Below are 24083 nucleotides of genomic sequence, written 5' to 3'. Positions count from 1 at the left end.
CCGGCTACTTCCCGACGCCGAGTTCGGCTCCGTACAGCTCGATCAGACCGATCTTGACGATCGTGGTCCCCGCCTTGGGGCCGGAGGAGAGGAACGCCTCGTCGCCCGCGTTGCCGCCCACGTTCGCGATGGTGACCTCCTCGCGCACGTACTGGCGCGTTCCGGCGACGGTGTAGACCCAGGTCTTGCCGTCCGGTGTGTAGAGCACCGCCTGATACGGCACCACCGTTCCGGTGGCGGCGGTGGCGACCGTGGTCGTCTCGACGCCGACGCGTTTCTCAGCCTGGTCGGTCAGGGTCACGCTCTTCACGCTCTTGCCCTGGATCGCTTCCACCTTCGCCGGCTTCTCCTGGGCGGGACCGGTGGCCGAGGTGGGGGCGTTGCAGCCCGCCGCTCCCAGGCCGAGGACGATCAGGGCCGCCGCGGCCCATCGTTGGCTAGACATCCGCGTTCTCCTCAGCTGTCTTCTCGTGAGCGGCGAACTGGGGGTAGAGACCGGGTAGCACCAACAGGTTCACCAGTGCGGTGGTGACCAGGCCGCCCACCACGACCAGCGCGAGCGGGGCGAGAACCTCGAGTCCGGTCACGGCGCCGTAGACCGCGAACGGCACGAGGACGAGGCCGGTCGCCAGCAGTCCGGTCACCGCCGGGGTGAACCGTTCTCGCGCACTCCGCACGACATCGGGACCGGTGGCCGCCTGTCCTTGCAGCGCAGCGATCTGCAGCACGCCGGTGCGCACGGCCACAGCCAGCACGGCGAGCAGGCCCAGCAACGCGGCGACCGACATCGAGGACCCGGCGAGCACGGCGGCCACCACGCCACCCGACAGAGCCGCCGGCAGCAGGAGGAACTGCAGTGTGGCCAGCCGCCAGCTGTGCAGACCCGCCTGGAGCAGGAAGTAGATCAGGACCGCGGCGCCCGCGATGTAGGTCCACACGCGGAAGTCCGACGCCGACCGGGCCTGGCTCTCGCCGAGCACCTCGAGGTGGTGTTCACGCGGGAAGCTCACACCCTTGACGCGGTCGGACACGGTGGCCGTGACGTCGGCCAGCGACTGGCCGCGGACGTTCGCGACCACGTCGATGCTGCGCGACACCTGGTCGTGCGTGATCATCGCGGGCTTCGGCGAGACCCGGACGTCCGCGACCTCGCTCAGCTTCACCTGGGTCGGCCCGCCGTCCGGTCCACCGGTCGGCGCGTCGATCAGCAGGTTCTTGACGGAGTCGGGGTTGCGGCGCAGTTCCGGCTTGCCCCACACCACGACCTCGAAGATCTTCTGGTCGTCGAACAGGTTGCCCGCCACGGTGGCCGCGACCAGCGTCGCGGACTGCCTGCGGACGTCGCCGGGCTTGAGGCCGTACTTCGCCGCGCGGTCCACGAGGACCTCGATCTCCATGGTCGGCTGGACCTCGGTCGAGTTGATCCGCGGGTCGGTGACGCCCTCGATGCCCTTGATGATGCCCAGCACCTCGTTCGCCTTGTCGTTGAGCACGCCGTAGTCGTTGCCGTAGACGCGCACGACGAGGTCGGCGGTCGTGCCGCGGCTGAGGACGTCACGGACCTGGCGGTCCGAGTAGGTGACCACCTCGCTGCGGATGCCGGGATAGCCCTCGACGACCGAGCGCACCGCGTTCAAGGTGCTGTCGTAGTTGGCCTCCGGGCGCATGCTGACCCAGACCTCACCGGAGTTGATGTTGACGATCTGGTCGGACGCCAGCGCGCGTCCGGTGTGCGCTCCCGCGTTGCGCACGCCGTTCGTCGAGCGCAGTTCGGCGGTGAGCGCGGACGTGATCCGGTTCATCTCCGGGCGGGAAGCGCCGGGAGCTGCCTCCCACTTGATCAGCACGTCGCGTTCCTGCAGCGTCGGCGCCAGCGGCTGGGCACCGAGCAACGGCAGCGCCACCGCGGCCGCGATCAGCAACACCGCACCGAGCGCGTACCCCGCCAAGCGGAAGCGCACGAAGTACGACACCAGCCCGTCGTAGCGGCGTTCCATCCAGGCCGCGACCGGGGATGGCTTGTGCGCCAACGACTCCTTCGCCAGCAGCATCGTGGCCAGCACGGGCGCCACGATCAACGCGCTCAGCAGCGACACCGTCGTCGCGATCAGGAACGCGACCGCCACCGGCGTGAGGAACGCGCCCCGCACACCGTCGAGCACGAGCAGCGGCACGACCGACACCGCGGTGATGACCGCCGCGACGAACAACGGCCCCCGCACCTCGACGATCGCCGCGCCGATCACGTCGCCGGCGGACGTCTCACCGCGCTCCCGCAGCCGTTGCCGGACGTTCTCCACACCCACGACGGCGTCGTCGATCACCACAGCCAGCGCCATCACCAGGCCCGCCACCGTCATCAGGTTCAGCGGTATTCCGAACCAGGACAGGACGAGCACGGTCGCCCCGAGCGATGCCGCCACGGTGACGAGGCTGACCAGCGCGCTGCGCCAGTGGAACAGGAAGGCGCCGAGCACGAGCAGCAGCAGGAGAGCACCGATGAGCAGCGTCGCGACCAGGTTCTCCTTCATCCGGTCGACGAACGACGCCGGCCGGTAGACCGTCGTGTCCATCTGCACGCCGGGCAGGCCGGGCCGCAGCTCGTTCAGCGCGGCCTCGACGTTCTTGGTGACCTCGGAGACGCTGCTGCCGGGGAACCGCTCGACGACGAGCATCAGGTTCGGCTGGTCGTTGACGACCGCGTCACCGATGAGGATCTGGTGGTCCTCGGTGATCGAGGCGACGTCGGCGAGCTTCAGGCCGCGGTCCTCCGCACCCTGGATCGTCACCTTGCCGAGCTCGGCGGCCGTCTTGATCGGCTGGTTGTGCTGGATCTCGATGCGCTGGTTCTTCGTGTCCACGAAGCCACCGAGCCCTGGCGTGGACGCCTCGACGAACGTCAGCGGTGACACCCACAGCGCGTTGGCCGACGTGCGCAGCACCTGGTCCAGCGTCACGGCGTTCGTCGCGAGCTGTGACGGGTCGACCTGCACCTGCAACTGCCGGTCGCGGAAGCCCCAGATCGCCACGTTCGCCACGCCGGGCACGCTGAGCAACCGCGGCACGACCGTCCACCGCGACAACAGCGACATGTCGATCAGCGACTTGTCCTTGGACGACAACCCGATCATCATCAACCGGCCGGTGGACGACAGGGGCTGCACCACCAGCGGCGGCTTGGACGACGCCTGTGGCAGCGCCGGCGCCATGGTCAGGCGCTCCTGCACGACCTGCCGGGCACGGATGGGATCCGTGCCCGGTTCGAACGTCATTTCCATCGACGTGAGACCGGGAATGGTGCGCGACTCCAGCTTCGCGAGCCACGGAATCCCGTTGAAGAACTCGTTCTCGATGGGGTTCGTGATGAGGTTCTCGACCTCTTCCGCGGACAGTCCCAGCGCCTCCACCTGGACGTCGACCCTCACTGGCCCGAATTCGGGCAGTGCCTCAACGCTGCTGTTGCGCAGCTGCACGAAGCCGAGCGCGATCAGGGCGACCGCGACCGCCAGGACGAGACGGCGGTACTTCTGGCTCGACCCGACGATCCAACGCATCATGGCCGGGGACCCTTCACTCCGATGACCCTGCAGGCATGGAGCGAAGATGAACGCACCTGGTCACAGGCCGCTCATAGCAGCCTCATAGTCCTCTCACACCGTGCTCGTCACCTGGGCGGCCTCGGCCGTTCGCGCGGGGACTCCTCCACTCGGCTCAGGGCACGATTTCGAGCTGCGCCATCATGCCGATCCACGAGTGCTCGAGGAAGTGGCAGTGGTAGACGTAGCGGCCGGTGTAGCCGGTGAACGTGGCCTGCACCTTGACGGTCTCGCCCGCGCTGATCGGGATCGTGTCCTTGAGGCCCGCGTCGCTCGGCAGGGGCGGGCCGCCGTTGCGCTCCAGCACGCGGAACTGGACCAGGTGCAGGTGGAAGTTGTGCTTGACGCCGGCCGGGTCGGAGCTCTTGATGAGCCACGTCTCGGTGGAGCCGCGCTTGATCGTGAAGTCGACGCGGTCCATGTCGAAGACCTTGCCGTTGATCACGCCGTCCGGGCGCTCGTTGGGCTTGAAGACGAACGCCAGGTCGACCTCGCGGTCCACTGTGGAGAGTGGCATCGCGGGCAGCGGGCGCAGCACGGCGGGGACGCGGCTCGAGTCCGAGGCGCGGCGGACGACGTCGAAGCGCAGGATCTCGCCCGCGGCGGCGTCGGTCAGGAGGACTTTGGTGCCGACCGGGTACTTCGTGAAGTCGATGACGACGTCAGTCCGTTCGGCGGAGGAGAGGATGAGCTCCTCCGCCTCGACGGAATTGGCGAGCAGGCCGCCGTCGGAGCCGATGCGGGTGAACGTGTCGCCGGTCAGCCTGAGCTTGAAGACGCGCTGGTTGGCGGAGTTGATCAGGCGGAACCGGTACTTGCGCGCGGCGACCTCGAAGTAGGGCTGCGGGACGCCGTTCGCGAGGACGACCGTGCGCTTGGCCGGGTCGTCGAAGACCACGATGTTGCCGCTGTCGTCGAACTGGATGTCGCGCAACAGGATCGGGACGTCGTACGCGCCGGACGGCAGGTTCAGCGCGCGCTCGGAGTCGTCCTCGATGACGTAGGCGCCGTGCAGTCCTAAGTAGACGTGTGCGGCCTCGTTGCCGTGACTGTGGTCGTGGTACCAGAGGGTCGTGCCCTGCTGGGTGTTCGGGTAGAGGTAGAGCCGGGTGCGGCCGGGCTCGACGAGATCCTTCGGGTGGCCGTCGTGCTCGGCCGGCACGTGCCCGCCGTGCAGGTGGACGTTGGCGGCCTCGTCCATCTTGTTCTGCAGCATGATCAGCGTTTTGCGACCGGTCTTCGCCTTGATCGTCGGGCCCACGAACTGCCCGCCGAACCCCATGACGGGCGACTGCAGGCCGGGCAGGATCTCCGCGGTCGTCCGGTCGATCGAGAGCTGGTAGATCTCCTGCTTCGGTGTCGACACCAGTGGTCTGAGCACCGGCGGCACGGGCATCGGCCGTGTCCACGGCACTATCTCCGGTTTGGCTCCGGTGAAGGTCTTCGACTCCTGAAACTCAGTCCCGTGCGCTTCGTGCCCCTGAGCGGGCGTGAGCAGTTGCGGCACACCGAAAACGCCTGCCGCGAGACCACCCGCGGCGAGCACGCCTCGTCTGTTGAGCATCGTTGTTCCCCTAAGCGCCCCAGGCGGATGCGTGAGAACGCTCCCGCAGCGGTTCGGATGCGGCGGAAACCTACGCCGGACGCTCAGGGGGAACACCTAGTCCCGAAACCGTCTCAAGAGGCCAGTGCGGCTTTCACCGAACGAGTGAGGTCGTCCGCGAGCACCTCGTCATCACCGTTCTGAATCGCTTGCAGCACCTGGGAAACGACGTCCTCCGGCGCGATCTTCGGGGCGTCGACTCCGGACGCCATGTCCGTGTCGATGAACCCGGCGTGCACGGCGATGACGCGAGTTCCCTGCTCTCGCAACGCTTCCCGCGTCGACTGGGTGAGCGACCACCCGGCCGCCTTGGACGCCGCGTAGCCGCGCGCACCAGGCCAGCCGATGAACGACAGCACGCTCAGCACGTTGACGAGCACGCCACCGCCATTGGCTTTCAGAATGGGTGCGAACTCGTCCGTCGTGCGGACGAGCCCGTAGAAGTTGACGTCGAATTCTGCCTTGATGCTGTCAACATCCGCGCCGCCGACGGCCACCCCGGCGTTGTTGATCACGATCGAGACGTCGCCGAGCGCCTTGGCCGCGGCCGCGACGGACGCATCGTCGGTCACGTCCAGCTGAACCGGGACCACGCCCTCGTCCACAACGGACGCCGGATTGCGCGCACCGGCGTAGACCTTCGCCCCGCGCTTCCGCAACTCCTGGGCGAACGCCCGGCCGAGCCCGCGGTTGGCACCGGTCACCAGCACCGCAACACCGTTGAGTTCCATCTCTACCTCCTGAGTTGGGATTTCCAACTAACCGTAGCGGCAGTCAGTTGGATTTGCCAACCCACTGCTAGGATGGTCACATGGCCCCTCGAAGCTGCTCCGTCGCGAACGCGCTGGAGGTAGTCGGCGAACGCTGGTCACTGCTGGCGTTGCGCGAGGTCTTCTTCGGCAACACCCGCTTCGACCAGATCGCCGCGAACACCGGCGCCTCCCGCGACGTGCTCGCCGCGCGGCTGAAGAAGCTGGTCGCGTTCGGCGTGCTGGAGAAGCACCAGTACTCCTCGCATCCGCCACGGCACGAGTACCACCTGACCGACGCGGGCCGCGCGCTGCACAACGTGCTCCTGATGCTCAAGGAGTGGGGCGACGCCTACGTGACCGAGGGGCCCCTCCCGCTCGTGTACGAGCACTCTTGTGGGCACCTGCTGGAGCCACGCGTCGTGTGCGCGTCGTGCGGCGGCGAGGCTTCCATGGAGTCGCTGACCCGTTCTTCGGCGGCGTCGTGAAGTCCGAGCTGGCCACCCGGCTGGAGGCTCTGCGGCAGCAGATCGGCGCTTCGTGGATGGTCGGGTTCGAGAACTTCGACGGTGGCCACCCGTTCATCGAGGTGTCGGAGGGGCCGGTCTACCGGCTGGTCGCGTACGAGCGCGGGCAGCGGCTGTTCGCGAAGGAGACGACGAAGCTCGACGAGATCCTGTACTGGGCGCTGTTCGAGGTCACGCGGACGATGGCGTACTCGTGGGCCGTGCAGCACCCGGTTCCCGGCGAGGAGCAGCGGTTCACGGCGTTCCGGCGGCAGGAGGAGCTGCTCGGCACGCTGGACCCGCGCTGGGCGGAGCGTGCGCGTGCATCCCGGCCGACCCACTAGGTTGTGCACCATGAGTGAGGACGACGAGGACGAGTTCGCCGAGGACGACGACTTCGAGGACGAGGAAGACCCGGACGACCTCTTCGCCGTCACGCCCGAACCGCGCACGGTCTGCCACCTGTGCGGAGGCGCCAGCTACATCGCGTCGCCCACGCTGGCGCTCATCGGCGGTGCGCCGCGGACCGTGGACAACGGGCGGGAGTGCCCGCATTGCAACGGCGCGCGGACGTTCAACGGGCTGGTGCCGCCGCTTTAGGTCTTCACCGAGCCGTTTGCGCGGTGCCAGTCGAGGAAGTCGCGGACCGAGTGGCGGGTGATCTCCTCGCCGATGACGTCGAGGGCCAGGTCCGAGGCGCGTTTGAAGCGGACGCAGGACTTGCCCATGTCGAGCTTCTTGCCGGTGGTCGCGTACCTGGAGCGGAACGAGTCCTCGCCGGGGCCGTTCACGGTGGTGAGGTAGACCGAGTAGTAGTTCTTCTGGGCGGCCAGGGCCACGTAGCTCAGGGGCTGCTTGTTGTAGGTCGGGCCGCTCACCTCCAGCGGCACGTGCCAGGTGATCATTCCCCACTGCATGCCCTCGACGTAGCCGTCGGGGAGGTTGGCGACGATGACGTCGCGCACAGCGCTGACCTCGGCACGCTGCTGATCAGGCAGTTCGGCGAGGTACTCGGCGACCGTGGAGGCTTTGCTCTGCACCATGCGCGTACGGTAATCGCTCGTGGAGGTCCTGAAACGAGCCGAATGGCACGAATTGCGTGATGCGCACGTCGCGCGCATGCGCCGGTTCACCGGGCCGCACCAGGAGCGGAAGCTTCGCAAAGAGAAGCACCCGGTGATGGATTTCCTCTTCACGTACTACAGCCATCGGCCGATCAGGCTGGAACGGTGGCATCCGGGGCCGGGCATCGTCCTCGAGGACGCGGCCGAGTATCTGGAGTTTCCGCACTACAAGGCCACTCCGGACGGCGTGACGCTCGACGTCGAGAGCTTCAGCCAACAGCGCCAGAAGACCGTGGAGTTCGTGCGGGAGCTGCTCACGGCCACGCTGAGCCGGCCGGCGCGGCTGGGGTGCTTCGGGCTGCACGAATGGGCGATGGTCTACCGCCAGCAGCCGGAGGAGGTCCGGCACAACGCGTGGCCGTTGCGGCTCGGCAGCGACGGGACCGACCAGTTGGTCGAGGCGAGCCGGATCCAGTGCGGGCACTTCGACGCGTTCCGGTTCTTCACGCAGCCCGCGCGGCCTCGCAACGCCATTCAGCCCACGCGGGAGGACCAGGTCGCGAACGAGCAGCCGGGGTGCCTGCACGCGAACATGGACCTGTTCAAGTGGGCGTACAAGCTGGAGCCGGCGACGCCGTCCGACCTGGTCGCCGACTGCTTCGAACTGGCCGCTGACGTGCGCGAACTCGACATGCAGGCGTCCCCGTACGACCTGGCAGGGCTGGGCTACGAGCCGGTGCCGATCGAGACCCCGGACGGGCGCGCGGAGTACGTGCGGCGGCAGGCGGCGTTCGCTGAGCGGGCGCAACCGTTGCGAGAACGGCTCATCTTCGTGTGCCAGTCGATACACTCAGTGACTTCACTTCGCTGACGGAGTTCACCTGTTAGCGTGATTGGCTGGTCGTCCGGGGGCCGCTGAGTAGTTGTGAGGGATCGATGTCTCGACACCGCGCGCTGCGGGCGAGGGTGCGGCGCGGGATCGCCAAGTGGCCCGTGCTCATCGTCGTGTTCGTCGTGTTGATCGGCCTCGGCTGGCTCGCTTGGTCGTGGGCCGGCGGTGTGCTCGACAGCCGTGCCAGGGCGTTGGCGCAGAACTGCAGCGAGGGCAACTCGGTGCTGCGCGTGGCCGCCACGCCGAGCGTTGCCGAGTCGGTTGCGGACGTCGCGCGCGCATGGAGCGCCACGCGGCCCGTTGTGTACGACCACTGCATCGCAGTCGAGGTCACCTCCGCGGACTCGTCGGCCGTGCTGGAGGGCCTGACGACCAACTGGGACGAGACGAAGCTCGGCGGGCGCCCCCACGCGTGGCTGCCCGACTCGACGTTGTGGGCGAACCGGCTGACGGCGCTGAACGCGAAGCTGGTCGGCTCGGCACCGAAGTCCATCGGCACCTCCCCCGTGCTGCTGGCCGCGCCCGAGGCGGCCGCGCCGGTGCTGAAGGACTTCAAGTGGACCGACATGCCGGAGGTCACGGACTGGCAGAAGTTCGGCCAGGGCTGGGGCCGCTTCAGCGTCGCGATGCCGGACCCGTCCGCGAACACGGCGTCCGCGCTGGCGATCCAGTCGGCGCTGGCCGGCGGCAAGGGACCGGTGACGGCCGAGTCGCTGGGTTCGGACGCGGCCAAGGCAGCGCTGTCCAAGCTCGCCGCCACCGTGCCGCCGGAGGTACCGCCGACGACGCGCGATGCGTTGCGACGCTTGGGTGACAGCGCCACGGTCAACGCGGCGGGCTTCAGCGTCACGCCGGTGTCCGAAGTGGACCTCTACAAGCACAACACCGGCAAGGAAGCGCCGTCGAAGCCGCTCGTGGGCGTGCTTCCGGTGGGCCCGACACCGATGGCGGACTTCCCGTACATCGCGCTGGGCGGTTCCGCGGTCGGCGAGGCGGAAGTGCGTGCGGCGCAGGCGTTCCGCGAGTTCATGACCCAGCCCGCGCAACAGAAGATCCTGGCAACCGGCGGCTTGCGCGTCGAGTCCACTCAGGACCGACCGTCGCGCTCCCCCGGCGTGTCCTGGTCTCCGGTCACGGAGAACCTCGTTGCCGCCGACGCTGTCACGACACAGCAGATCTCGTCGGCGTGGGCTTCGGCCGATCGCGGCGGGCAGGTCGTGACGGTGCTGGCCGACGTGTCGACGTCGATGAAACCCAGGCTGGACAAGGTGAAGGCCGCGCTGCGCGGTCAGGTGGACAGATCGGTGTCCGGGTCGTTCGGGCTCTGGGAGTTCGCGCGCGACCTGGACGGCTCCAAGCCCTACAAGCAACTGGTCGGCACCGGGCCGGTGACGGAGAAGCGCGACGCACTGCGCCGGTCGATCGACGGGCTGAAGACCTCTGACGGCTCCCAGCTCTACACCTCGCTGGCGGCCTGCTACGAGGCGGCGCACGACGGTTTTGTGGCCGGGCGGATCAATCGGGTCGTGGTGATCACCGACGGCACCTCGGACGGCGGGATCGACCTCGCCGCGTTGAAGAGTCGCTTGCACGGCAAGGACTTGGCGATCAGTTTCATCGCGATCGGCGGCGAGGTCGACAAGGGCGCGCTGACGGACATCGCCACGACGACCGGCGGTTCGGTGTCCGTGGTGGAGAACGTGGACGGGATCGAAGCCGCGCTCGGACAGGCCCTGTCGACGAACGCCTGACCACTGTCAGACCCGCCCCCTAGAATTGAAATTGGGGGAACCCGGCCAGAGTCGTGTGTGTGGTGCGCAGCCATAGGGGAACTGCGCGGCAACGCTGGTCGTTGCCCCGTCATGGGGGACGCACGGATTCTGATCGCGTCACTGCCGTTCGCGGGGCACGTCGGCGCGATGGCGGCGGTGTCGGGTGAGCTGGTCAGGCGCGGGCACGAGGTCGTCGCCTACACGGGCGCCAAATACCGCGACAAGTTCGAGGGCGCGCAGTGGTTGCCGTGGCAACACGCGCCGGACTTCGACGACGCCGAGCTCAACAAGGCGTTCCCGAGCGTCGGCGACGGCAAGGGCATGCGGTCGAACTTCGCGAACGTCCGCGACGTGCTGGTCGGAACCGGTGCGGCGCAGGCGAAGGATGTCCTGGAAGCCGAGTTCGACCTGGTGGTCACGGATCACCTGGCGTTCGGGGCCGCGATGGCCGCCGAGATCAGGAACGTGCCGTGGGCGACGGTCGCGGTGACGCCGCTGGTCGCCAGCCGCCCGTTCGCCCGCGTGGTGTCGAGGTTGATCGTCGACGGAATGTTCAACCGCATGCGCGCGGAGGTCGGCCTCAAGCCCAAACCAGGCGCGCTGGAAGCGTTCTACTCGCCGGAACTCGTGCTGGCACAAGGGGTCCGGCACCTCGAGACCGTGCAACCACCTCACCAAACCCAGTTCGTCGGACGGTTGGTCAGTCCCGCGAAGCCGATCGGCCTGCCCGACTGGTGGTCCGATCTCGACGGGCGGACCGTCGTGCACGTGACCCAGGGGACGCTGGAGACCGGCGCGGACGACCTGCTGAAGCCCGCGATCGAGGCGCTCGCCGGCCACGACGCGCTGGTGGTGGCCACCACCGGAGGCGCGCCGGTCAGAACCCTCGGAGCACTGCCGGACAACGTGCGTGCTGCAGAGTTCATCCCCCACGACCTGTTACTACCCCGAACTGACCTGATGATCACCAACGGCGGGTGGGGCGGCGTGCTGGCTGCGTTGGCGGCGGGTGTACCGCTCGTCGTCGTGCCCGGTGAGCTGGACAAGGCCCAGGTGGCCGCACGCGTGGCCAGATCAAGAGCCGGAATCACCCGCAGGAGACCGAAGTCCCTCGAGCAAGCCGTTGATCAGGTGCTGTCGGAGCCGCGCCACCGCGAACGCGCCCGGCAACTGGGCGGCGCGATCAAGGCGGCCGGTGGCGCGGCCACAGCGGCGAACCACATCGAGGAGCTGCTCAGGCGACGTTGAAGCGGTCCGGGTCCGGGCCGGTTCGCGTGCCGTTGTCGAGCTCGGCGATCACGGTCATGTCGTCCTGCGCCAGCTCGAAGTCGAAGATGTCGATGTTCTCCTTGATCCGGTACGGCGTGACGGACTTCGGGATCACGACGTTGCCGAGCTGGACGTGCCAGCGCAGCACGATCTGGGCCGGGGTCTTGCCGTACTTCTCGGCCAGGCCGGTGAGATCCGGCTTGTTCAGCAGCGCGCCCTGGGCGAGCGGTGACCAGGCCTCGGTGACGATCTTGTGGGTCACGTGGACCTTGCGCATCTCTTCCTGCTGCAGCAACGGGTGCAGCTCGATCTGGTTCACCGCCGGGGTGGTCGGGAACTCGTCGAAGAGCCGCTGCAGGTGTCGCGTGTGGAAGTTCGAGACGCCGATGGCGCGGACCCGGCCGTCGGCGTAGAGCTGTTCCAACGCGCGCCAGGACTCGGCGTAGAGGTCGCGCGACGGGGTCGGCCAGTGGATGAGGTAGAGGTCGAGCACGTCGCGACGCAGGCGGCGCATGCTCTCGTCGAACGCGCGCAGTGTCGAGTCGTAGCCCTGGTCGGAGTTCCACAGCTTGGTCGTGATGAACAGGTCGGGGACGCCGGCGATGGCGTCGCCGACCCCGGACTCGTTGCGGTAGGCGGCCGCCGTGTCGATGCTGCGGTAGCCGGCTTCGATCGCCGTCGTGACCGCACCGGCCACCTGGTCCTCCGGCACCTGGAAGACGCCGAAGCCGAGTTGAGGGATCCGTACTCCGTTGTTCAACGAGATCAGCGGAACCATGCGCGTAGCTTGGCATCGTTGTAGACGTCGTGCATCGCCTTGATGACCTCGAAGATTTCGTGTCTCAGCTCGTTTGGGGCGATCACTTCCACATCGGCGCCGAATTTGAGCAGGTCAGCGAGGGCGTGCCTGGTCGACTCGGTCGGGAAACCGAACTCCTCCCCCGGCTCCGGCGCGAGCTGCCGGATCACGCGGGCCTGATAGCCGCTGAGCAGGTACTGGGTCTTGTCGAGGCCGGCTCGCGTCATCCGGACCGTGATGCGCTCGCCGTACATGCGTGCCTCGAACTGCTCCGACCACTCGGCCCAGAACGCGGCGAGATCGAAGTCCGCCGGTCGTTCGAAGCCCTCCGCAGTGGCCTCCAGGGCCAGCACGCGCGACACCCGGTAGGTGCGACCGCTGCCGACGAAGTACCAGGTGCCCGCCTTCAGGACCAGGCCGTACGGGTCGACCTCGCGCTCGACCGTCTGGTTGCCCCAGCGCTGGTAGGTCATGCGCACGCGCCGCTGCTCCCAGACGGCGTCGGCGATCGTGGCGAGGTGTTCGGTGGGCTCGTCGCCGCGAAACCACGTCGGGGTGTCCAGGTGGAAGCGCTGGCGGATCTGCTCGGCGCGGGACCTCAGCTCGGTCGGGAGCGCGGCCAGCAGCTTGAGCTGGGCGGCCGCGGCGAACTCCTTCAGGCCCAGCTCTTCGGCGGGACCCGGCAGGCCGGCCAGGAACAGCGACTGGGCCTCGGCGCTGGTCAGGCCGGTCAGGCGGGTGCGGTAGCCGTCGATCAGCTGGTAGCCGCCGGTGGGGCCGCGGTCGGCGTAGATCGGGATGCCGGCACCGCTCAACGCCTCGATGTCGCGGTAGATCGTGCGCGGCGAGACCTCGAGTTCTGCAGCCAGCTCGTCCGCCGTCATCCGGCCCCTCGACTGGAGGAGCAGGAGAACTTGGATGAGGCGGCTGGACTTCACGCGTTAAACCTGACACGAACTGTCAGGATCTGCCAGCAGAGTGGTCCACATGAAGGCAACTGGAACCATCGCGGTGAAGAGCTGGGACGAGCAGACCTGGGACGGCCGCGACTACAAAGAGGTCGAGGGCCGCAAGCTCACCGAGGCGCACGTCGAGTTCACCTACACGGGCGACGTCACCGGTACGGGCAGCTGCCGGTACCTCATGTCCTACGGCGACGACGTGGCCTGGACGACGGCGCTCGAGGAGATCACGGCCGACGGGGGCACGCTGGTGCTGCGGCACGTCGGCGCGTACCGGACCGGCGTCGAGGCCGTGATCGAGATCCTGGACGGCACCGGCGCCTACGCGGGCGCGCGAGGTGCGGCGACGGTCGACTGGGCGGAGGATGGCAGCGGCACCTACACCCTGGAGTACGAGGTCTGACGATGACCAACGCCCCCGTCTACGACGCGACCAAACAGCGGATCACCGAGCTCGTTCAGGGCAGCGACCCGCAGACGCCCGTGGCGGCGACCCCGGGCTGGTCCGTCAAGGACGTGGTGGCGCATCTGGCCGGCGGTCTGCGTGACTTCGTGGACCGCCGGTTCGACGGCGTCGAGTCCGGCGAGTGGGGCGAACGGCAGGTCCGCGACCGCAGGGCCAACACGCTGGACGACGCCTTCGCCGAGTGGGACGCGAACCGCGAGCTCGCCGAGCCGTTGTTCGACTCCCCCATGGGATCCGTGCTGATCTCGGAGGTCGTCCAGCACGAGCACGATCTCCGTGCGGCGCTGAAGGCTCCCGGCGACCGGGACGGCGTGGCGGTGCGGGCGGCGTTGACGAAACCGTTGCAGCAGCTGGATCAGCGGATGCGGGACAACGACGTGCCGGCGTTGCGGATCACGCTGGAGCACGGGGATCGGGTGCTCGGGCACGGTGAGCCCGAGGGGACGTTGCGGACGACGTCGTTCGAGCTGATGCGGGCCATCGGCGGGCGGCGGTCGGTCGATCAGATCAAGGCGATGGACTGGGACGGCGACCCGGACACGTGGATCGCCGCGCTGGCGTTGTTCGGGCGGCACCGGCCGGAGCCGTTCGACGAGTAGCCTGCCGGTCGTGAGCGACTGGATGATCGACACGAGGGACTCGTACGACACGGTGGCGGTCAGTTATGCCGACCAGACGCGGGATTTGCTGGCCGGACTGCCACATCTGCAGGCGGCGCTGCGGTTGTTCGCGGAGCAGGTGCGCGGTCCGGTCGCCGACGTCGGGTGCGGGCCCGGCACGATCACGGCGCGCCTGCACGAGCTCGGCGTGGACGCGTTCGGGATCGACCTCTCCCCCGCGATGATCGAGCTGGCCCGCCGCAACCACCCCGGGCTGCGGTTCGAGGTGGGGTCGATGACCGAGCCGCTCACCGGCCCGCTCGGCGGCATCATCGCCTGGTGGTCGTTGATCCACGTGCCGGACGAGGAGGTGCCCGTGGTGTTCGGGCACTTCCGGGAAGCGCTGGCGCCCAACGGGTTGCTGCAGCTCGGCTTCCACGTCGGCGACGAGACGCGGCTGAAGACGCAGGGCTACGGCGGGCATCCGATGCGGGTGCACGTCCACCTGCGCCGGCCGGAGCGGGTGGCGCGGTGGTTGCGGGACGCCGGGTTCGACGTCGAGGCGCAGTGGCTGCTCGGCGACGACGGCGCGGTCGTCTTCGCCCGGCGCGGGTGAGACCATCTGCCGGTGAACGACCAGATCTGCCAGCGGTGCGGTGAGACCGTCGAGCTGAGCCAGGACGACTACGAGATCTTCGAACGCATGCACTTCGAGTGCTTCCACTACGCGTTCGAGCACGACCTGAACAAGCCCGGCATCAGCGAGGACGAGGACTGCGGCGACCCCGTCTGCCCTTCTGGTGCATGAGAAAGGGGCGCACCCCCGAGTGCGCCCCTTTCCACCAGACGGATCAGCTGCTGTACGCGTCGAGCGGCGGGCAGGAGCAGACCAGGTTGCGGTCGCCCTTCGCGCCGTCGATGCGGCGGACCGGCGGCCAGATCTTCGGAGCCGAAGTGCCGGCCGGGTAGACGGCCTCCTCGCGGGTGTACGGGTGGTTCCACTCGCCGACGGTCACGCAGGCCGCGGTGTGCGGGGCGTTGCGCAGCGGGTTGTCCTCTACGGGCCACTCGCCGGCGCCGACGCGGTCGATCTCGCCCTTGATGGCGATCATGGCGTCGATGAACCGGTCGATCTCGGCCAGGTCCTCGGACTCGGTGGGCTCGACCATCAGCGTGCCGGCGACCGGGAACGACATCGTCGGGGCGTGCAGGCCGTAGTCGGCGAGACGCTTCGCCACGTCGTCCACCGTCACGCCGGTGGCCTTCGTCAAAGGCCGCAGGTCGAGGATGCACTCGTGGGCGACGAAGCCGCCCTCACCGGTGTAGAGGACCGGGTAGTGCTCGTCGAGGCGACGCGCCACGTAGTTCGCGGCGGCCACGGCGGTCAGGGTCGCGCGACGCAGGCCGTCGCCGCCCATCATGCGCACGTACGCCCACGAGATCGGCAGGATCGACGCGGAACCCCACGGGGCCGCGGAAATCGGGCCGACACCCGTGGCGGGACCGGCGGTCGGCTGCAGCGGGTGGTTCGGCAGGAACGGCGCGAGGTGCGAACGGACGCCGATCGGGCCGACGCCGGGGCCACCGCCGCCGTGCGGGATGCAGAACGTCTTGTGCAGGTTCAGGTGCGAGACGTCCGAGCCGAACTTGCCGTAGCGCGCCAGGCCGATCAGGGCGTTGAGGTTCGCGCCGTCGACGTACACCTGGCCGCCCGCGTCGTGGACCAGGCCGCAGACCTCGCGGACGGTGTCCTCGTACACGCCGTGGGTCGACGGGTAGGTGATCATGATCGCGGCGAGGTCGTCGGCGTGCTCGGCGACCGTGGAGCGCAGGTGGCCCATGTCGATGTTGCCCTTGTCGTCGCACTTCACGACGACGACGCGCATGCCGGCCATGACGGCGGACGCGGCGTTGGTGCCGTGCGCGGACGACGGGATCAGGCAGACGTCGCGGTCGGCGTTGCCGTTCGCGCGGTGGTACGCGCGGATCGCCAGCAAACCGGCGAACTCGCCCTGCGAACCGGCGTTGGGCTGCAGGGAAACCGCGTCGTAGCCGGTGACCTCGGCGAGCCAAGCTTCAAGATCGGAAACAATGCGAAGCAGACCGGCCGCGTCCTCGACGGGCGCGAACGGGTGCAGCGTCGAGAACTCCGGCCACGTGATGGACTCCATCTCCGCGGTGGCGTTCAGCTTCATCGTGCAGGAACCGAGCGGGATCATGCTGCGGTCCAGAGCGACGTCCTTGTCGGACAACGCACGCAGGTAGCGCAGCAGCGCGGTCTCGGAGCGGTGCGCGTGGAAGACCGGGTGGGTCAGGTAGTCGGACGTGCGGCGCAGGTCGGCCGGGATGCCGTCCGCGGTGTCGGCGTCGATGGCGTCCACATCGGACCCCGTGACACCGAAGGCTTCCCACACCGCGACGAGGTGCGCCCGCGTCGTCTTCTCGTCGCAAGCGATCGCCACGACGTCGGCGTCGACCTGACGCAGGTTGATGCCGGCCTCACGGGCCTTCGAAACGACCTCAGCCGCGCGACCCTCGACGCGCACCTGGACGGTGTCGAAGAACTCGCCGTGCACGACGTCCAGACCGGCCTCGCACAGGCCGGTGGCGAGCACGGTCGCCAGGCGGTGCACGCGGGTCGCGATCGCCCGCAGGCCCTCGGGACCGTGGTAGACCGCGTACATGGACGCGATCACGGCCAGGAGCACCTGCGCGGTGCAGATGTTCGACGTGGCCTTCTCGCGGCGGATGTGCTGCTCGCGCGTCTGCAGGGCCAAGCGGTAGGCCAACGAACCGTCGGCGTCGACCGAGACACCCACGAGACGGCCGGGCAGCTGACGCTCCAAGCCGGACCGCACGGCCATGTAACCGGCGTGCGGGCCACCGAACCCGATCGGCACGCCGAAGCGCTGCGTGGTGCCGATGACGACGTCCGCGCCGATCTCGCCGGGCGCGCGCAGCAGCGTCAACGCCAGCAGGTCGGCAGCCACGACGGCCTGCGCGCCCGCCGCGTGGATCTCCTCGATGAGCGCGGCCTGGTCGCGCACCACACCGGACGCGCCGGGGTACGACAGCAGCACGCCGAAGAAGTCGCCGCCCAGGCCGAGGCCCTCGATGCCCTGCGACAGGTCGGCGACGACGATCTCGATGCCGAGCGGCTCGGCGCGTGTCTCGATCACGGCCAGCGTCTGCGGCAGCGTGTCGGCGTCGATGACGAACTTGTTGGACTTCGAGCGGCCCGCGCGGCGCACCAGGGTCATCGCCTCGGCGGCGGCGGTCGACTCGTCCAGCATGGACGCGTTCGCCACCGGCAGGCCGGTCAGGTCGCCGACCATGGTCTGGAAGTTCAGCAGCGCTTCGAGGCGGCCCTGCGAGATCTCCGGCTGGTACGGCGTGTAGGCCGTGTACCAGGCGGGCGACTCGAGGACGTTGCGCAGGATGACGCCCGGCGTGACGGTGTCGTAGTAGCCGAGGCCGATCATCTGCGTCATCGGCCGGTTCTGCGCCGCGAGCGCACGCAGCTCGGCGAGCGCCTCGGTCTCGGTGGCCGGCGCCGGCAGGTCGAGCACGAGGTCGCGCTCGTGAATGGACGACGGCACCGCGTGCTGCGCCAGCTCCTCCAGCGACCCGACGCCGATGACGTCGAGGATGCGGGCGAGCTCAGCGGGGCGCGGACCGACGTGCCGGTCGGCGAACGGGGTGCCGTGCTCGAGAGCGGCGAGTGGAATGCGGTCCTGCGTCATCAAACGCCTCCGGGGGCTGCGGGCACACGTGTCTTGTGCCCTCCCCGCTCTGTCCGTACCCGACATCGGGCGCCTGAGAGGTTCACCCGCAACTGCACGGGCTTTCACCGTCGGCGGGACCCCAAATGATCAAGCACAGAGGTCCACTTTCCAGAGGCGTCTCGCTCTGGCGGTCCTGGATGCCTGAGAGGTTCCCGGGGAGGGACTTGCTCCTTCGGCGCCGGGCTCGAAACCCGGTCTCTCCCGCCTGAGTTCAGCGACTACCCGCGAAGAATACCCGCAGGCAGCCCGGCTAGTCGCTAGGGACGCGACCTACGTCTCAACAGCGAGACCTCGCAGCACCCGCCCGACCGGGTCCAGCAGGTCGTCGCGCACCGCCATGAGCAGGTGCGCGGTGCCCACGACGTCGTCTCCGCGCTGGGCCGCGACGAGCCTCGCGCCCTCGATGAACCGCTCGATCCCGGCCCCGGTCGCGGCCGGCAACGTGGCCGGATCCACGCCAGCCGCACGCAACGCCGCCGCGCCGCCGGACTCGAACTCTTGGCGCAAGCGTCGTCCAGCGACGGTCAGCTGGTGGTCGATCGTCAGCACCGCCGCCACCAGGTCCGCGGCCGTGGCCTCCGTGCGTCCGGCGGCCACCGCGAGCCGCTCGGCCTCGGCGCGCACGGCCGGCAGCACCGGTCCGCCGCCGCGCGCGGCGAGCTTGGTCAGCCAACGCACGTACCAGCCACCGGAGTCGCCTTCCAGCGCCCCTGCCTTGCGCAGCAGCCACACGACCGGAGCTTCCTCCGGTTCCGCACCCTTGAGCCCCGGCGACAGATGGGCCGTGGTCAGCACGCCGTCGCCGGCCTCGGCGATCGCGGCCCGCAAGCGCTCGTCCAGCGCGCGGCTCAGCGGCAACGCCGGATCGACGCGAGCGTGGTGGTGGGCGGTGCGCATCAGCGCCATGACGTCCGGATCAGGCTCGGCGAGGACACCGCTGTCGTCATCGGTCCAGCTGACGAAGCCGGCCCCCTGCTGGGACGCTCGCCGCACCGCGGCCGCGAGCACCTTCACGACCTGCGCGGAGGGTGTGCAGTTCATGCGCTCAACGCTAGGGAGCGCCATGATCACAACGCTGCTGCCGACCGGCCACGAGGGAGAGCCAGTCGGCCACGTTCGCTCAGCCGGTCGCGCGTTCCCGCCGGCGACGGGCCAGCTCGTCCTCCGTCATGGGAGCGATCTCCACGCCGTCCGCACGTTCGGCCGGGAACTCGTGGATCGTGCCGCTGATCTCCCGCATCGCACCGGACACCGCGATGCCGAACACGCCCTGACCGCCCTGCAGCAGGTCGACGACCTCTTCCGGAGAGGTGCACTCGTAGACGGTCGTGCCGTCCGAGAAGAGGGTGATGCGAGCCAGGTCCTGCACGCCGCGGCGGCGCAGGTGGTCGACCGCGACCCTGATGTTCTGCAGCGAGACCCCGGTGTCCAGCAGCCGCTTGACCACCTTCAGCACCAGGATGTCCTTGAAGGAGTACAACCGCTGGCTGCCGGAGCCGTGAGCCATCCGCACCGTCGGAGCGACGAGCCCGGTCCTGGCCCAGTAGTCGAGCTGCCGGTACGTGATGCCCGCGATCTGACACGCCGCGGGACCCCGGTAGCCGACGAGCTCGTCCGGCAGCGAGGAGTCCGGGAACAGCTCACCCTGCTGCCCGGATTCGGCCCGAACGGGCGCTTCCTCGACCACGCCTGCCTCCCCTCGGAACGGCCACGAAACTCATGGCCGTCAAGCCGCTACGTCAGCTCACGCAAACCAGCGACGTCCACTCGAGTTCGACGGTAAGACCGGTCAGAGGGCAGGTCAACGCGACGCGCGGGGAGTGTCGACCCTCAACCTCAAGTGGAGAGTCATACCGTCACCCGAACTAACACGTTCAGGTGACGTTTAGTGATCGTTTAGCGAGCAAATCGAGCAGAAAGTAGCCCGAATGAGCGACATGCCGGTGGGTTACCGCGGTTCCAAACGAGACAGACAGCGACACACTGCAAAACTCAGGTGTCGGCGCCGCGGAAGTCCTCCGGCGAGACCGAGTCGAGGAACTCGCGGAACTTCTCGACCTCGTCCTCCTGCTCGTCGGGGATGATCAGGCCGGCTTCTGCCAGCACCGACTCCTCGGCGTGGATGGGCACGCCGACGCGCAACGCCAGGGCCACCGAGTCCGAGGGCCGCGCGGAGACCCGCACGTCGCCGTCGAACACGAGCTCGGCGAAGAAGGTGCCCTCCTGCAGGTCGGTGATCCGCACCTGCTCGAGGTTGCGGCCCAGCGCTCCGATGACGTCCTTGAGCAGGTCGTGTGTCAGCGGGCGGGCCGGCCGTACGCCCTGTTGCTCGAGTGCGATGGCCGTGGCCTCGACCGAGCCGATCCAGATCGGCAGGTAGCGCTCACCCTCGGTTTCGCGCAGCAGGAGGATCGGCTGGTTCTGGGGCAGCTCCACCCGGACGCCCACGACGCGCATCTCGCTCATCGGGTCTCGCCTCCCTCTGACTCGTTGGGGAGTACCCGGAACGTCTCCGAGCATCCCCCGGCGTATGCGTTCGACGCTACCCGCCAAGCGGGCCGTGTGCTCAATCGTTGCGGGCAGAAAGTGATCAAGATGATTGGCGCAAGCCTGCTCTTACCAACAACGTGTGCAACGAGGTGAACAGGTCAGCCAATTCCCGGACCGTCTCGGGATCTGAGAAAGACTTCAGCAGAACCACCTCGTGGTCCGCCGCAGCGCGAACAGCGCGCAGGTGTTCGCGCTCGACGCCGAGTCCGGTCATCGTCCGGATCGTGCGGAGCGCGGTGATGTCTTCGGTGGTGAACCGGCCACCCGGACCGGCGCGCAGCAGACCGTCACGTTCCAGCTGGGACAGCTGTTCGGCGCTGATTCCGGTCTGGGCCAGCAGTTCCACGCGCGTAACCGCAGTGGAGTCCACCTGGGCGGCGTCGAGCTGTTCGCGGATCACCTTGAGGGGCAGGTATCTGTCGCGTTGTGCGGACAGCACAAAACGCAGCCTCTCGACGTCCGCCGTGGAGAACTGGCGGTAGCCGGAGGCCGTGCGCGCCGGGCGGACCAGCCCCTCCGCTTCCAGGAAGCGGATCTTGGAGATGGTGACCTCTGGGAACTCGGGGCGGAGCTGCGAAAGCACCGCCCCGATGCTCAGTCCCCCACGTTGTGGCCGCCCGGCCGGCACTCGTCAGGCTCCCGCGGAGCCAGGACCCGTCAGGAAGACGAGGCGGAACTTGCCGATCTGGACCTCGTCGCCGTTCGCGAGGACGGCCTGGTCGACCGGCTCGCGGTTGACGTAGGTGCCGTTGAGGCTGCCAACGTCGATGACGACGAACTCGCCGCTCTCCCGGCGGAACTCGGCGTGGCGGCGCGAGACCGTCACGTCGTCCAGGAAGATGTCGCTGTCGGGGTGGCGCCCGGCGCTCGTCGTGTCGCGGTCCAGCAGGAACCGGGAACCGGCGTTCGGGCCGCGCTTCACCACGAGCAGCGCGGAACCGGCGGGAAGGGCGTCAACGCCGGCAACGGCCGGCTCCTGGGCGGGCGCCTCGGCGCCGCCCTCCATCTCCTGGAGGAAGTCCGCCCGGAAGACGGAGGTCCGCTCCGGGGACTGCTCCGGCGGAACGCCTGGGCCGTCGTTCGTGCTCACCTGAGCTCTCCTCCTGCTGCTGGATCCGTCACTTCCGGTAAAACCTATCGCGTTCGGGTCGCCACCCGAGGAGCGGCTCCCCTTCCGGCCGAAGATCCGGCGAAAGATCGACGTCACTCCTTCTCCACCAACGCCTTGTACCCGTCCGCGTCCAGCAGGCCTTCCAGCGCCTCGGGGTCGTTCACGCGGATCTCGACCATCCAGCCCTCGCCGTACGGGTCGGTGTTGACCGAGTCCGGCGTCTGCACCAACGCGTCGTTGATGGCGACGACCTCACCGTCGAGCGGCGAGTAGAGGTCGGAGACGCTCTTGGTGGACTCGACCTCGCCGAACGTGTCGCCGGCGGAGACGGTGTGACCGACCTCGGGCAGCTGGACGAAGACGACGTCACCGAGCTGTTCCTGGGCGTAGTCGGTGATGCCGACGCGCACGGTGTTCTCGCCCGTGCTGGCGACCCACTCGTGCTCCTCGGTGTAGCGAAGCTCCTCGGGAATCAACTCACTGCGCTCCTCGTGCTGAACCTGTATGGGGTGATCTTTTCACGCGGCCTTGGTGGGAGTGACCCGCAGGGCCAGGAAGAACTGGTAGACGTACAGCAGCGCCGACCACAGGTAGAGCGCCCCGCCCCAGACAGTGAACGCGTAGGCGAACGGCTGGGCGACCTGGGCCCACGCCGAGTCGCCCTGCGCGAGCAGCAGGAGCGGGAACGCGTACAGCAGGTTGAACGTCGCGGCCTTGCCCAGGTAGGTGACCTCGAACGGGCCCCAGCCCCGTCCGCGCAGGACCAGCAGGCAGATGCCGACGACGACCTCTCGCCCCACGAGCACCAGGGCGATCCAGAGCGGAACGATGTCCCTGATCACGAACGCCAACAGCGTGCAGAACACGTAGAGGCGGTCGGCGGCGGGATCGAGCAGCGCGCCCAGGTTGCTCATCTGGTTGAGCCAGCGCGCGAGCTTGCCGTCCAACCAGTCGGAAAGCCCCGCGAAGACGAGGACGAGCAGCGCCCAGCCGTCTGCGCGGGGTCCGAGCAACAGGTACAGGAAGAGCGGAACACCGGCCAGCCGCAACACGCTGAGCAGGTTCGGAATCGTCAGCAGGCGATCAGCCGGATCACGCACACCCGCACTCTAAACGAGTGACTGCGCACTGGCTGCCGGATGGCGTCACGGCTCGCGGTGCGTCTGGTTGCGGGTTTCGTGCGGAGCGTTCGTTTCTTGCAGGTAAAACTTCAGGCTGTCTTGAAGAGCGTCCAGCCTCGGCGCTGCATCTCGGCGCCGGAGATGGCGTGCGGGCGGCCCCGGTCGTCCCGGCCCACCCAGCGCGCGCGAAGACCCTCGAGCACGTACGCGTGGCCTCGGCTCCACACGACGCTGCACGGCGTCGTGGGCAGTTCCGCTGCCTGCTGCGGCTGGGTCTCCATGGCGGTTCTCATTTCAGTCCCTCCGTGACATCAGGGATGTCGTGCACCGGGGCTCCGGCGTTATCCCTGAGAACGAATTCTGGCGGACTGTGGTTCAGAACACGTGTCCTGTTTGGGTCCTAAGCGTTAACTGGATCAAACCGCGCGCCGAGCTGTTCGGGCCCGAAGTGGGACGGATGAACGGGTGCTTGCCTGCGCAACCGTTCGTCGTACGCCGACGACCGCACGTCTCGTGCCGGGCATCGGCAGGGCATAACCTCGCCTGGTGGAACAGGTGAAATTCGGTGGTGAGCTGATCACGCGCTTGATGGACCACCTGTGCGAGCAACTGGACGGGTGCCGCGGCGTCGGGCTGAGCGTGTGGCCGGACGGGGCGGTGCTCAGGACCGTCGGCGTCGCGAAAGAGCTGGACCAGGCGCAGGTGGAGGGGCAGGAGGGTCCGCTCGTCGACGCCTCGCGCGACGAGCGGCAGGTCACCGGCAAGATCGGCGACCTCGACGTCGTGGCGGTGCCGGGCAGCTGGGGTGACGGTGGGCCGGTGGTGCTGACCGTGTACCTGGACCACCCGCCACGGCCGGAGGACCTCAAGGCCATCGAGGAGGTCGAGCCGCTCGTCGCGACGGCCGCCGCGGTGGTGGAGTTCTGCGCCGGCGAGGTGCTCAGAGCGGACCAGATGGTGCGGATGGTGCAGCACCGGCGCTACATCGAGCAGGCGAAGGGTCTGCTGATGGGCGCGCGGCCCTGCACACCGGGTGATGCTTTCGAGCTGCTCGTGCGGGCCAGCCAGCACGCGAACGTGAAGCTGCGGGACGTGGCGATGGCGCTGGTCCTGGTGGCCGCCGGGGAGCTGGAGGACGCCGACAACATGACCCCGCCACCGAAGATCGCCTACGACACCGCGCAGCGACTTTGGGAGGCGCTGCACGTTTGAGATTTCTCCTGCACGGGTACGAACTCC

27 protein-coding genes and 1 riboswitch are annotated in these 24083 nt (G+C 68.6%); of the genes, 11 read left to right on the top strand and 16 right to left on the bottom strand.

Translation table 11 applies throughout. From position 1 onward, the window contains the following. Positions 1-4 precede the first annotated feature (4 nt). The 4 genes from DI276_RS42645 to DI276_RS42630 form a co-directional block, all read right to left on the bottom strand. Positions 5-445, bottom strand: a complete 441-nt coding sequence (locus DI276_RS42645) for a hypothetical protein (protein ID WP_112274700.1) — start codon at positions 443-445, stop codon at positions 5-7. Beyond that, on the bottom strand, positions 438-3557 hold the full coding sequence (locus DI276_RS42640) for an efflux RND transporter permease subunit (RefSeq protein WP_112274698.1): 3120 nt from the start codon (positions 3555-3557) through the stop codon (positions 438-440). The genes DI276_RS42645 and DI276_RS42640 overlap by 8 nt, the downstream gene beginning before the upstream one ends. A gap of 154 nt (positions 3558-3711) precedes the next feature. Next, on the bottom strand, positions 3712-5160 hold the full coding sequence (locus DI276_RS42635; RefSeq protein ID WP_112274696.1) for a multicopper oxidase family protein: 1449 nt from the start codon (positions 5158-5160) through the stop codon (positions 3712-3714). A gap of 113 nt (positions 5161-5273) precedes the next feature. Continuing rightward, a complete protein-coding gene (locus tag DI276_RS42630; RefSeq protein WP_112274694.1) occupies positions 5274-5930 on the bottom strand; it encodes an SDR family oxidoreductase in 657 nt (218 codons plus the stop codon). A gap of 80 nt (positions 5931-6010) precedes the next feature. On the opposite strand from DI276_RS42630, the gene DI276_RS42625 reads away from it, so the two are divergent. Genes DI276_RS42625 through DI276_RS42615 form a run of 3 tightly spaced genes read left to right on the top strand, consistent with a single transcriptional unit; the run spans position 6011 to position 7054 of the window. After that, positions 6011-6436: a winged helix-turn-helix transcriptional regulator gene (locus tag DI276_RS42625; protein WP_112274692.1), complete on the top strand. Its 426-nt coding sequence runs from the start codon at positions 6011-6013 to the stop codon at positions 6434-6436. Then, complete coding sequence (locus tag DI276_RS42620) at positions 6433-6798, top strand: Imm63 family immunity protein (RefSeq protein ID WP_112274690.1); 366 nt, start codon at positions 6433-6435, stop codon at positions 6796-6798. The genes DI276_RS42625 and DI276_RS42620 overlap by 4 nt, the downstream gene beginning before the upstream one ends. A gap of 10 nt (positions 6799-6808) precedes the next feature. Next, on the top strand, positions 6809-7054 hold the full coding sequence (locus DI276_RS42615) for a hypothetical protein (protein WP_112274688.1): 246 nt from the start codon (positions 6809-6811) through the stop codon (positions 7052-7054). Here DI276_RS42615 and DI276_RS42610 read toward each other — a convergent pair. Then, positions 7051-7497 carry an iron chaperone gene (locus DI276_RS42610; RefSeq protein WP_112274686.1) on the bottom strand — a complete coding sequence of 149 codons (447 nt, stop codon included), beginning with the start codon at positions 7495-7497 and terminating at the stop codon, positions 7051-7053. The two genes, DI276_RS42615 and DI276_RS42610, sit on opposite strands and share 4 nt — an antisense overlap. Before the next feature lie 76 nt (positions 7498-7573). Between DI276_RS42610 and DI276_RS42605 the strand changes: the two genes are divergently transcribed. From DI276_RS42605 to DI276_RS42595, 3 genes are all read left to right on the top strand, one after another. Continuing rightward, on the top strand, positions 7574-8389 hold the full coding sequence (locus DI276_RS42605; RefSeq protein ID WP_232837309.1) for a 3-methyladenine DNA glycosylase: 816 nt from the start codon (positions 7574-7576) through the stop codon (positions 8387-8389). A gap of 65 nt (positions 8390-8454) precedes the next feature. Continuing rightward, positions 8455-10161, top strand: coding sequence for a substrate-binding domain-containing protein (locus tag DI276_RS42600; protein WP_112274682.1), 1707 nt, complete (start codon positions 8455-8457; stop codon positions 10159-10161). A gap of 111 nt (positions 10162-10272) precedes the next feature. Further along, on the top strand, positions 10273-11430 hold the full coding sequence (locus tag DI276_RS42595; RefSeq protein ID WP_112274680.1) for a glycosyltransferase: 1158 nt from the start codon (positions 10273-10275) through the stop codon (positions 11428-11430). On the opposite strand, the gene DI276_RS42590 is transcribed toward DI276_RS42595, so the two are convergent. Further along, positions 11417-12229 (bottom strand): aldo/keto reductase, encoded by an 813-nt coding sequence (locus tag DI276_RS42590; protein WP_112274678.1) that lies wholly within the window; start codon positions 12227-12229, stop codon positions 11417-11419. The genes DI276_RS42595 and DI276_RS42590 overlap by 14 nt on opposite strands. Continuing rightward, a complete protein-coding gene (locus tag DI276_RS42585) occupies positions 12217-13188 on the bottom strand; it encodes a helix-turn-helix transcriptional regulator (RefSeq protein ID WP_112274676.1) in 972 nt (323 codons plus the stop codon). Before DI276_RS42585 ends, DI276_RS42590 begins: the two co-directional genes overlap by 13 nt. A gap of 49 nt (positions 13189-13237) precedes the next feature. On the opposite strand from DI276_RS42585, the gene DI276_RS42580 reads away from it, so the two are divergent. From DI276_RS42580 to DI276_RS42565, 4 genes are read left to right on the top strand one after another with little or no spacing between them, the layout of a single operon-like run. After that, positions 13238-13615, top strand: a complete 378-nt coding sequence (locus DI276_RS42580) for a DUF3224 domain-containing protein (RefSeq protein ID WP_112274674.1) — start codon at positions 13238-13240, stop codon at positions 13613-13615. A 2-nt stretch (positions 13616-13617) separates the two neighbouring features. Continuing rightward, entirely contained in the window at positions 13618-14277 is a 660-nt protein-coding gene (locus DI276_RS42575; RefSeq protein WP_112274672.1) for a maleylpyruvate isomerase N-terminal domain-containing protein, read from the top strand. Between the two features lie 22 nt (positions 14278-14299). Beyond that, positions 14300-14893, top strand: a complete 594-nt coding sequence (locus tag DI276_RS42570; protein WP_112274858.1) for a class I SAM-dependent methyltransferase — start codon at positions 14300-14302, stop codon at positions 14891-14893. A 12-nt stretch (positions 14894-14905) separates the two neighbouring features. Continuing rightward, on the top strand, positions 14906-15085 hold the full coding sequence (locus DI276_RS42565) for a hypothetical protein (RefSeq protein WP_112274670.1): 180 nt from the start codon (positions 14906-14908) through the stop codon (positions 15083-15085). 43 nt (positions 15086-15128) lie between these two features. Here DI276_RS42565 and gcvP read toward each other — a convergent pair whose 3' ends face one another. The 9 genes from gcvP to DI276_RS42520 form a co-directional block, all read right to left on the bottom strand. Beyond that, positions 15129-18020: an aminomethyl-transferring glycine dehydrogenase gene (gcvP, locus tag DI276_RS42560; RefSeq protein WP_112274668.1), complete on the bottom strand. Its 2892-nt coding sequence runs from the start codon at positions 18018-18020 to the stop codon at positions 15129-15131. A gap of 160 nt (positions 18021-18180) precedes the next feature. Further along, positions 18181-18276: riboswitch (glycine riboswitch) on the bottom strand. Positions 18277-18332: 56 nt separating this feature from the next. Beyond that, positions 18333-19103: a Clp protease N-terminal domain-containing protein gene (locus DI276_RS42555; RefSeq protein WP_157985313.1), complete on the bottom strand. Its 771-nt coding sequence runs from the start codon at positions 19101-19103 to the stop codon at positions 18333-18335. Positions 19104-19182: 79 nt separating this feature from the next. Beyond that, positions 19183-19749, bottom strand: a complete 567-nt coding sequence (locus tag DI276_RS42550; RefSeq protein WP_112274664.1) for a MerR family transcriptional regulator — start codon at positions 19747-19749, stop codon at positions 19183-19185. A gap of 305 nt (positions 19750-20054) precedes the next feature. Continuing rightward, on the bottom strand, positions 20055-20528 hold the full coding sequence (locus DI276_RS42545; RefSeq protein WP_030468959.1) for a bifunctional nuclease family protein: 474 nt from the start codon (positions 20526-20528) through the stop codon (positions 20055-20057). A 124-nt stretch (positions 20529-20652) separates the two neighbouring features. Continuing rightward, positions 20653-21240 (bottom strand): MerR family transcriptional regulator, encoded by a 588-nt coding sequence (locus DI276_RS42540; RefSeq protein WP_408610628.1) that lies wholly within the window; start codon positions 21238-21240, stop codon positions 20653-20655. 3 nt (positions 21241-21243) lie between these two features. Then, on the bottom strand, positions 21244-21702 hold the full coding sequence (garA, locus tag DI276_RS42535; RefSeq protein ID WP_030476302.1) for a glycogen accumulation regulator GarA: 459 nt from the start codon (positions 21700-21702) through the stop codon (positions 21244-21246). A gap of 113 nt (positions 21703-21815) precedes the next feature. After that, positions 21816-22199, bottom strand: coding sequence for a glycine cleavage system protein GcvH (gene gcvH / locus DI276_RS42530; RefSeq protein ID WP_112274661.1), 384 nt, complete (start codon positions 22197-22199; stop codon positions 21816-21818). 42 nt (positions 22200-22241) lie between these two features. Beyond that, a complete protein-coding gene (locus DI276_RS42525; protein ID WP_112274659.1) occupies positions 22242-22823 on the bottom strand; it encodes a CDP-alcohol phosphatidyltransferase family protein in 582 nt (193 codons plus the stop codon). A gap of 110 nt (positions 22824-22933) precedes the next feature. Further along, positions 22934-23137 (bottom strand): hypothetical protein, encoded by a 204-nt coding sequence (locus tag DI276_RS42520; RefSeq protein WP_112274657.1) that lies wholly within the window; start codon positions 23135-23137, stop codon positions 22934-22936. A 253-nt stretch (positions 23138-23390) separates the two neighbouring features. Between DI276_RS42520 and DI276_RS42515 the strand changes: the two genes are divergently transcribed. After that, positions 23391-24056: an ANTAR domain-containing protein gene (locus DI276_RS42515; RefSeq protein WP_112274655.1), complete on the top strand. Its 666-nt coding sequence runs from the start codon at positions 23391-23393 to the stop codon at positions 24054-24056. The last annotated feature ends 27 nt before the right edge of the window (positions 24057-24083 follow it).

It is taken from the genome of Lentzea terrae (assembly GCF_003265345.1).
Lineage (GTDB): Bacteria > Actinomycetota > Actinomycetes > Mycobacteriales > Pseudonocardiaceae > Lentzea > Lentzea terrae.
Note: the sequence above shows the minus strand (reverse complement) of the source record. Positions and strands in the feature narration are given on the sequence as shown.

What these genes read in the sequence shown, in the direction of transcription:
- DI276_RS42570 (WP_112274858.1), top strand. Translation starts at nt 14,300, where the DNA reads ATGATCGACACGAGGGACTCGTACGACACGGTGGCGGTCAGTTATGCC.
- gcvP (WP_112274668.1), bottom strand. Translation starts at nt 18,020, where the DNA reads ATGACGCAGGACCGCATTCCACTCGCCGCTCTCGAGCACGGCACCCCG.
- DI276_RS42610 (WP_112274686.1), bottom strand. Translation starts at nt 7,497, where the DNA reads ATGGTGCAGAGCAAAGCCTCCACGGTCGCCGAGTACCTCGCCGAACTG.
- DI276_RS42635 (WP_112274696.1), bottom strand. Translation starts at nt 5,160, where the DNA reads ATGCTCAACAGACGAGGCGTGCTCGCCGCGGGTGGTCTCGCGGCAGGC.
- DI276_RS42580 (WP_112274674.1), top strand. Translation starts at nt 13,238, where the DNA reads ATGAAGGCAACTGGAACCATCGCGGTGAAGAGCTGGGACGAGCAGACC.
- DI276_RS42605 (WP_232837309.1), top strand. Translation starts at nt 7,574, where the DNA reads ATGCGCCGGTTCACCGGGCCGCACCAGGAGCGGAAGCTTCGCAAAGAG.
- DI276_RS42640 (WP_112274698.1), bottom strand. Translation starts at nt 3,557, where the DNA reads ATGATGCGTTGGATCGTCGGGTCGAGCCAGAAGTACCGCCGTCTCGTC.
- DI276_RS42600 (WP_112274682.1), top strand. Translation starts at nt 8,455, where the DNA reads ATGTCTCGACACCGCGCGCTGCGGGCGAGGGTGCGGCGCGGGATCGCC.
- DI276_RS42625 (WP_112274692.1), top strand. Translation starts at nt 6,011, where the DNA reads ATGGCCCCTCGAAGCTGCTCCGTCGCGAACGCGCTGGAGGTAGTCGGC.
- DI276_RS42595 (WP_112274680.1), top strand. Translation starts at nt 10,273, where the DNA reads ATGGGGGACGCACGGATTCTGATCGCGTCACTGCCGTTCGCGGGGCAC.
- DI276_RS42590 (WP_112274678.1), bottom strand. Translation starts at nt 12,229, where the DNA reads ATGGTTCCGCTGATCTCGTTGAACAACGGAGTACGGATCCCTCAACTC.
- DI276_RS42545 (WP_030468959.1), bottom strand. Translation starts at nt 20,528, where the DNA reads ATGAGCGAGATGCGCGTCGTGGGCGTCCGGGTGGAGCTGCCCCAGAAC.
- DI276_RS42630 (WP_112274694.1), bottom strand. Translation starts at nt 5,930, where the DNA reads ATGGAACTCAACGGTGTTGCGGTGCTGGTGACCGGTGCCAACCGCGGG.
- DI276_RS42520 (WP_112274657.1), bottom strand. Translation starts at nt 23,137, where the DNA reads ATGAGAACCGCCATGGAGACCCAGCCGCAGCAGGCAGCGGAACTGCCC.
- DI276_RS42575 (WP_112274672.1), top strand. Translation starts at nt 13,618, where the DNA reads ATGACCAACGCCCCCGTCTACGACGCGACCAAACAGCGGATCACCGAG.
- DI276_RS42555 (WP_157985313.1), bottom strand. Translation starts at nt 19,103, where the DNA reads ATGAACTGCACACCCTCCGCGCAGGTCGTGAAGGTGCTCGCGGCCGCG.
- DI276_RS42645 (WP_112274700.1), bottom strand. Translation starts at nt 445, where the DNA reads ATGTCTAGCCAACGATGGGCCGCGGCGGCCCTGATCGTCCTCGGCCTG.
- DI276_RS42615 (WP_112274688.1), top strand. Translation starts at nt 6,809, where the DNA reads ATGAGTGAGGACGACGAGGACGAGTTCGCCGAGGACGACGACTTCGAG.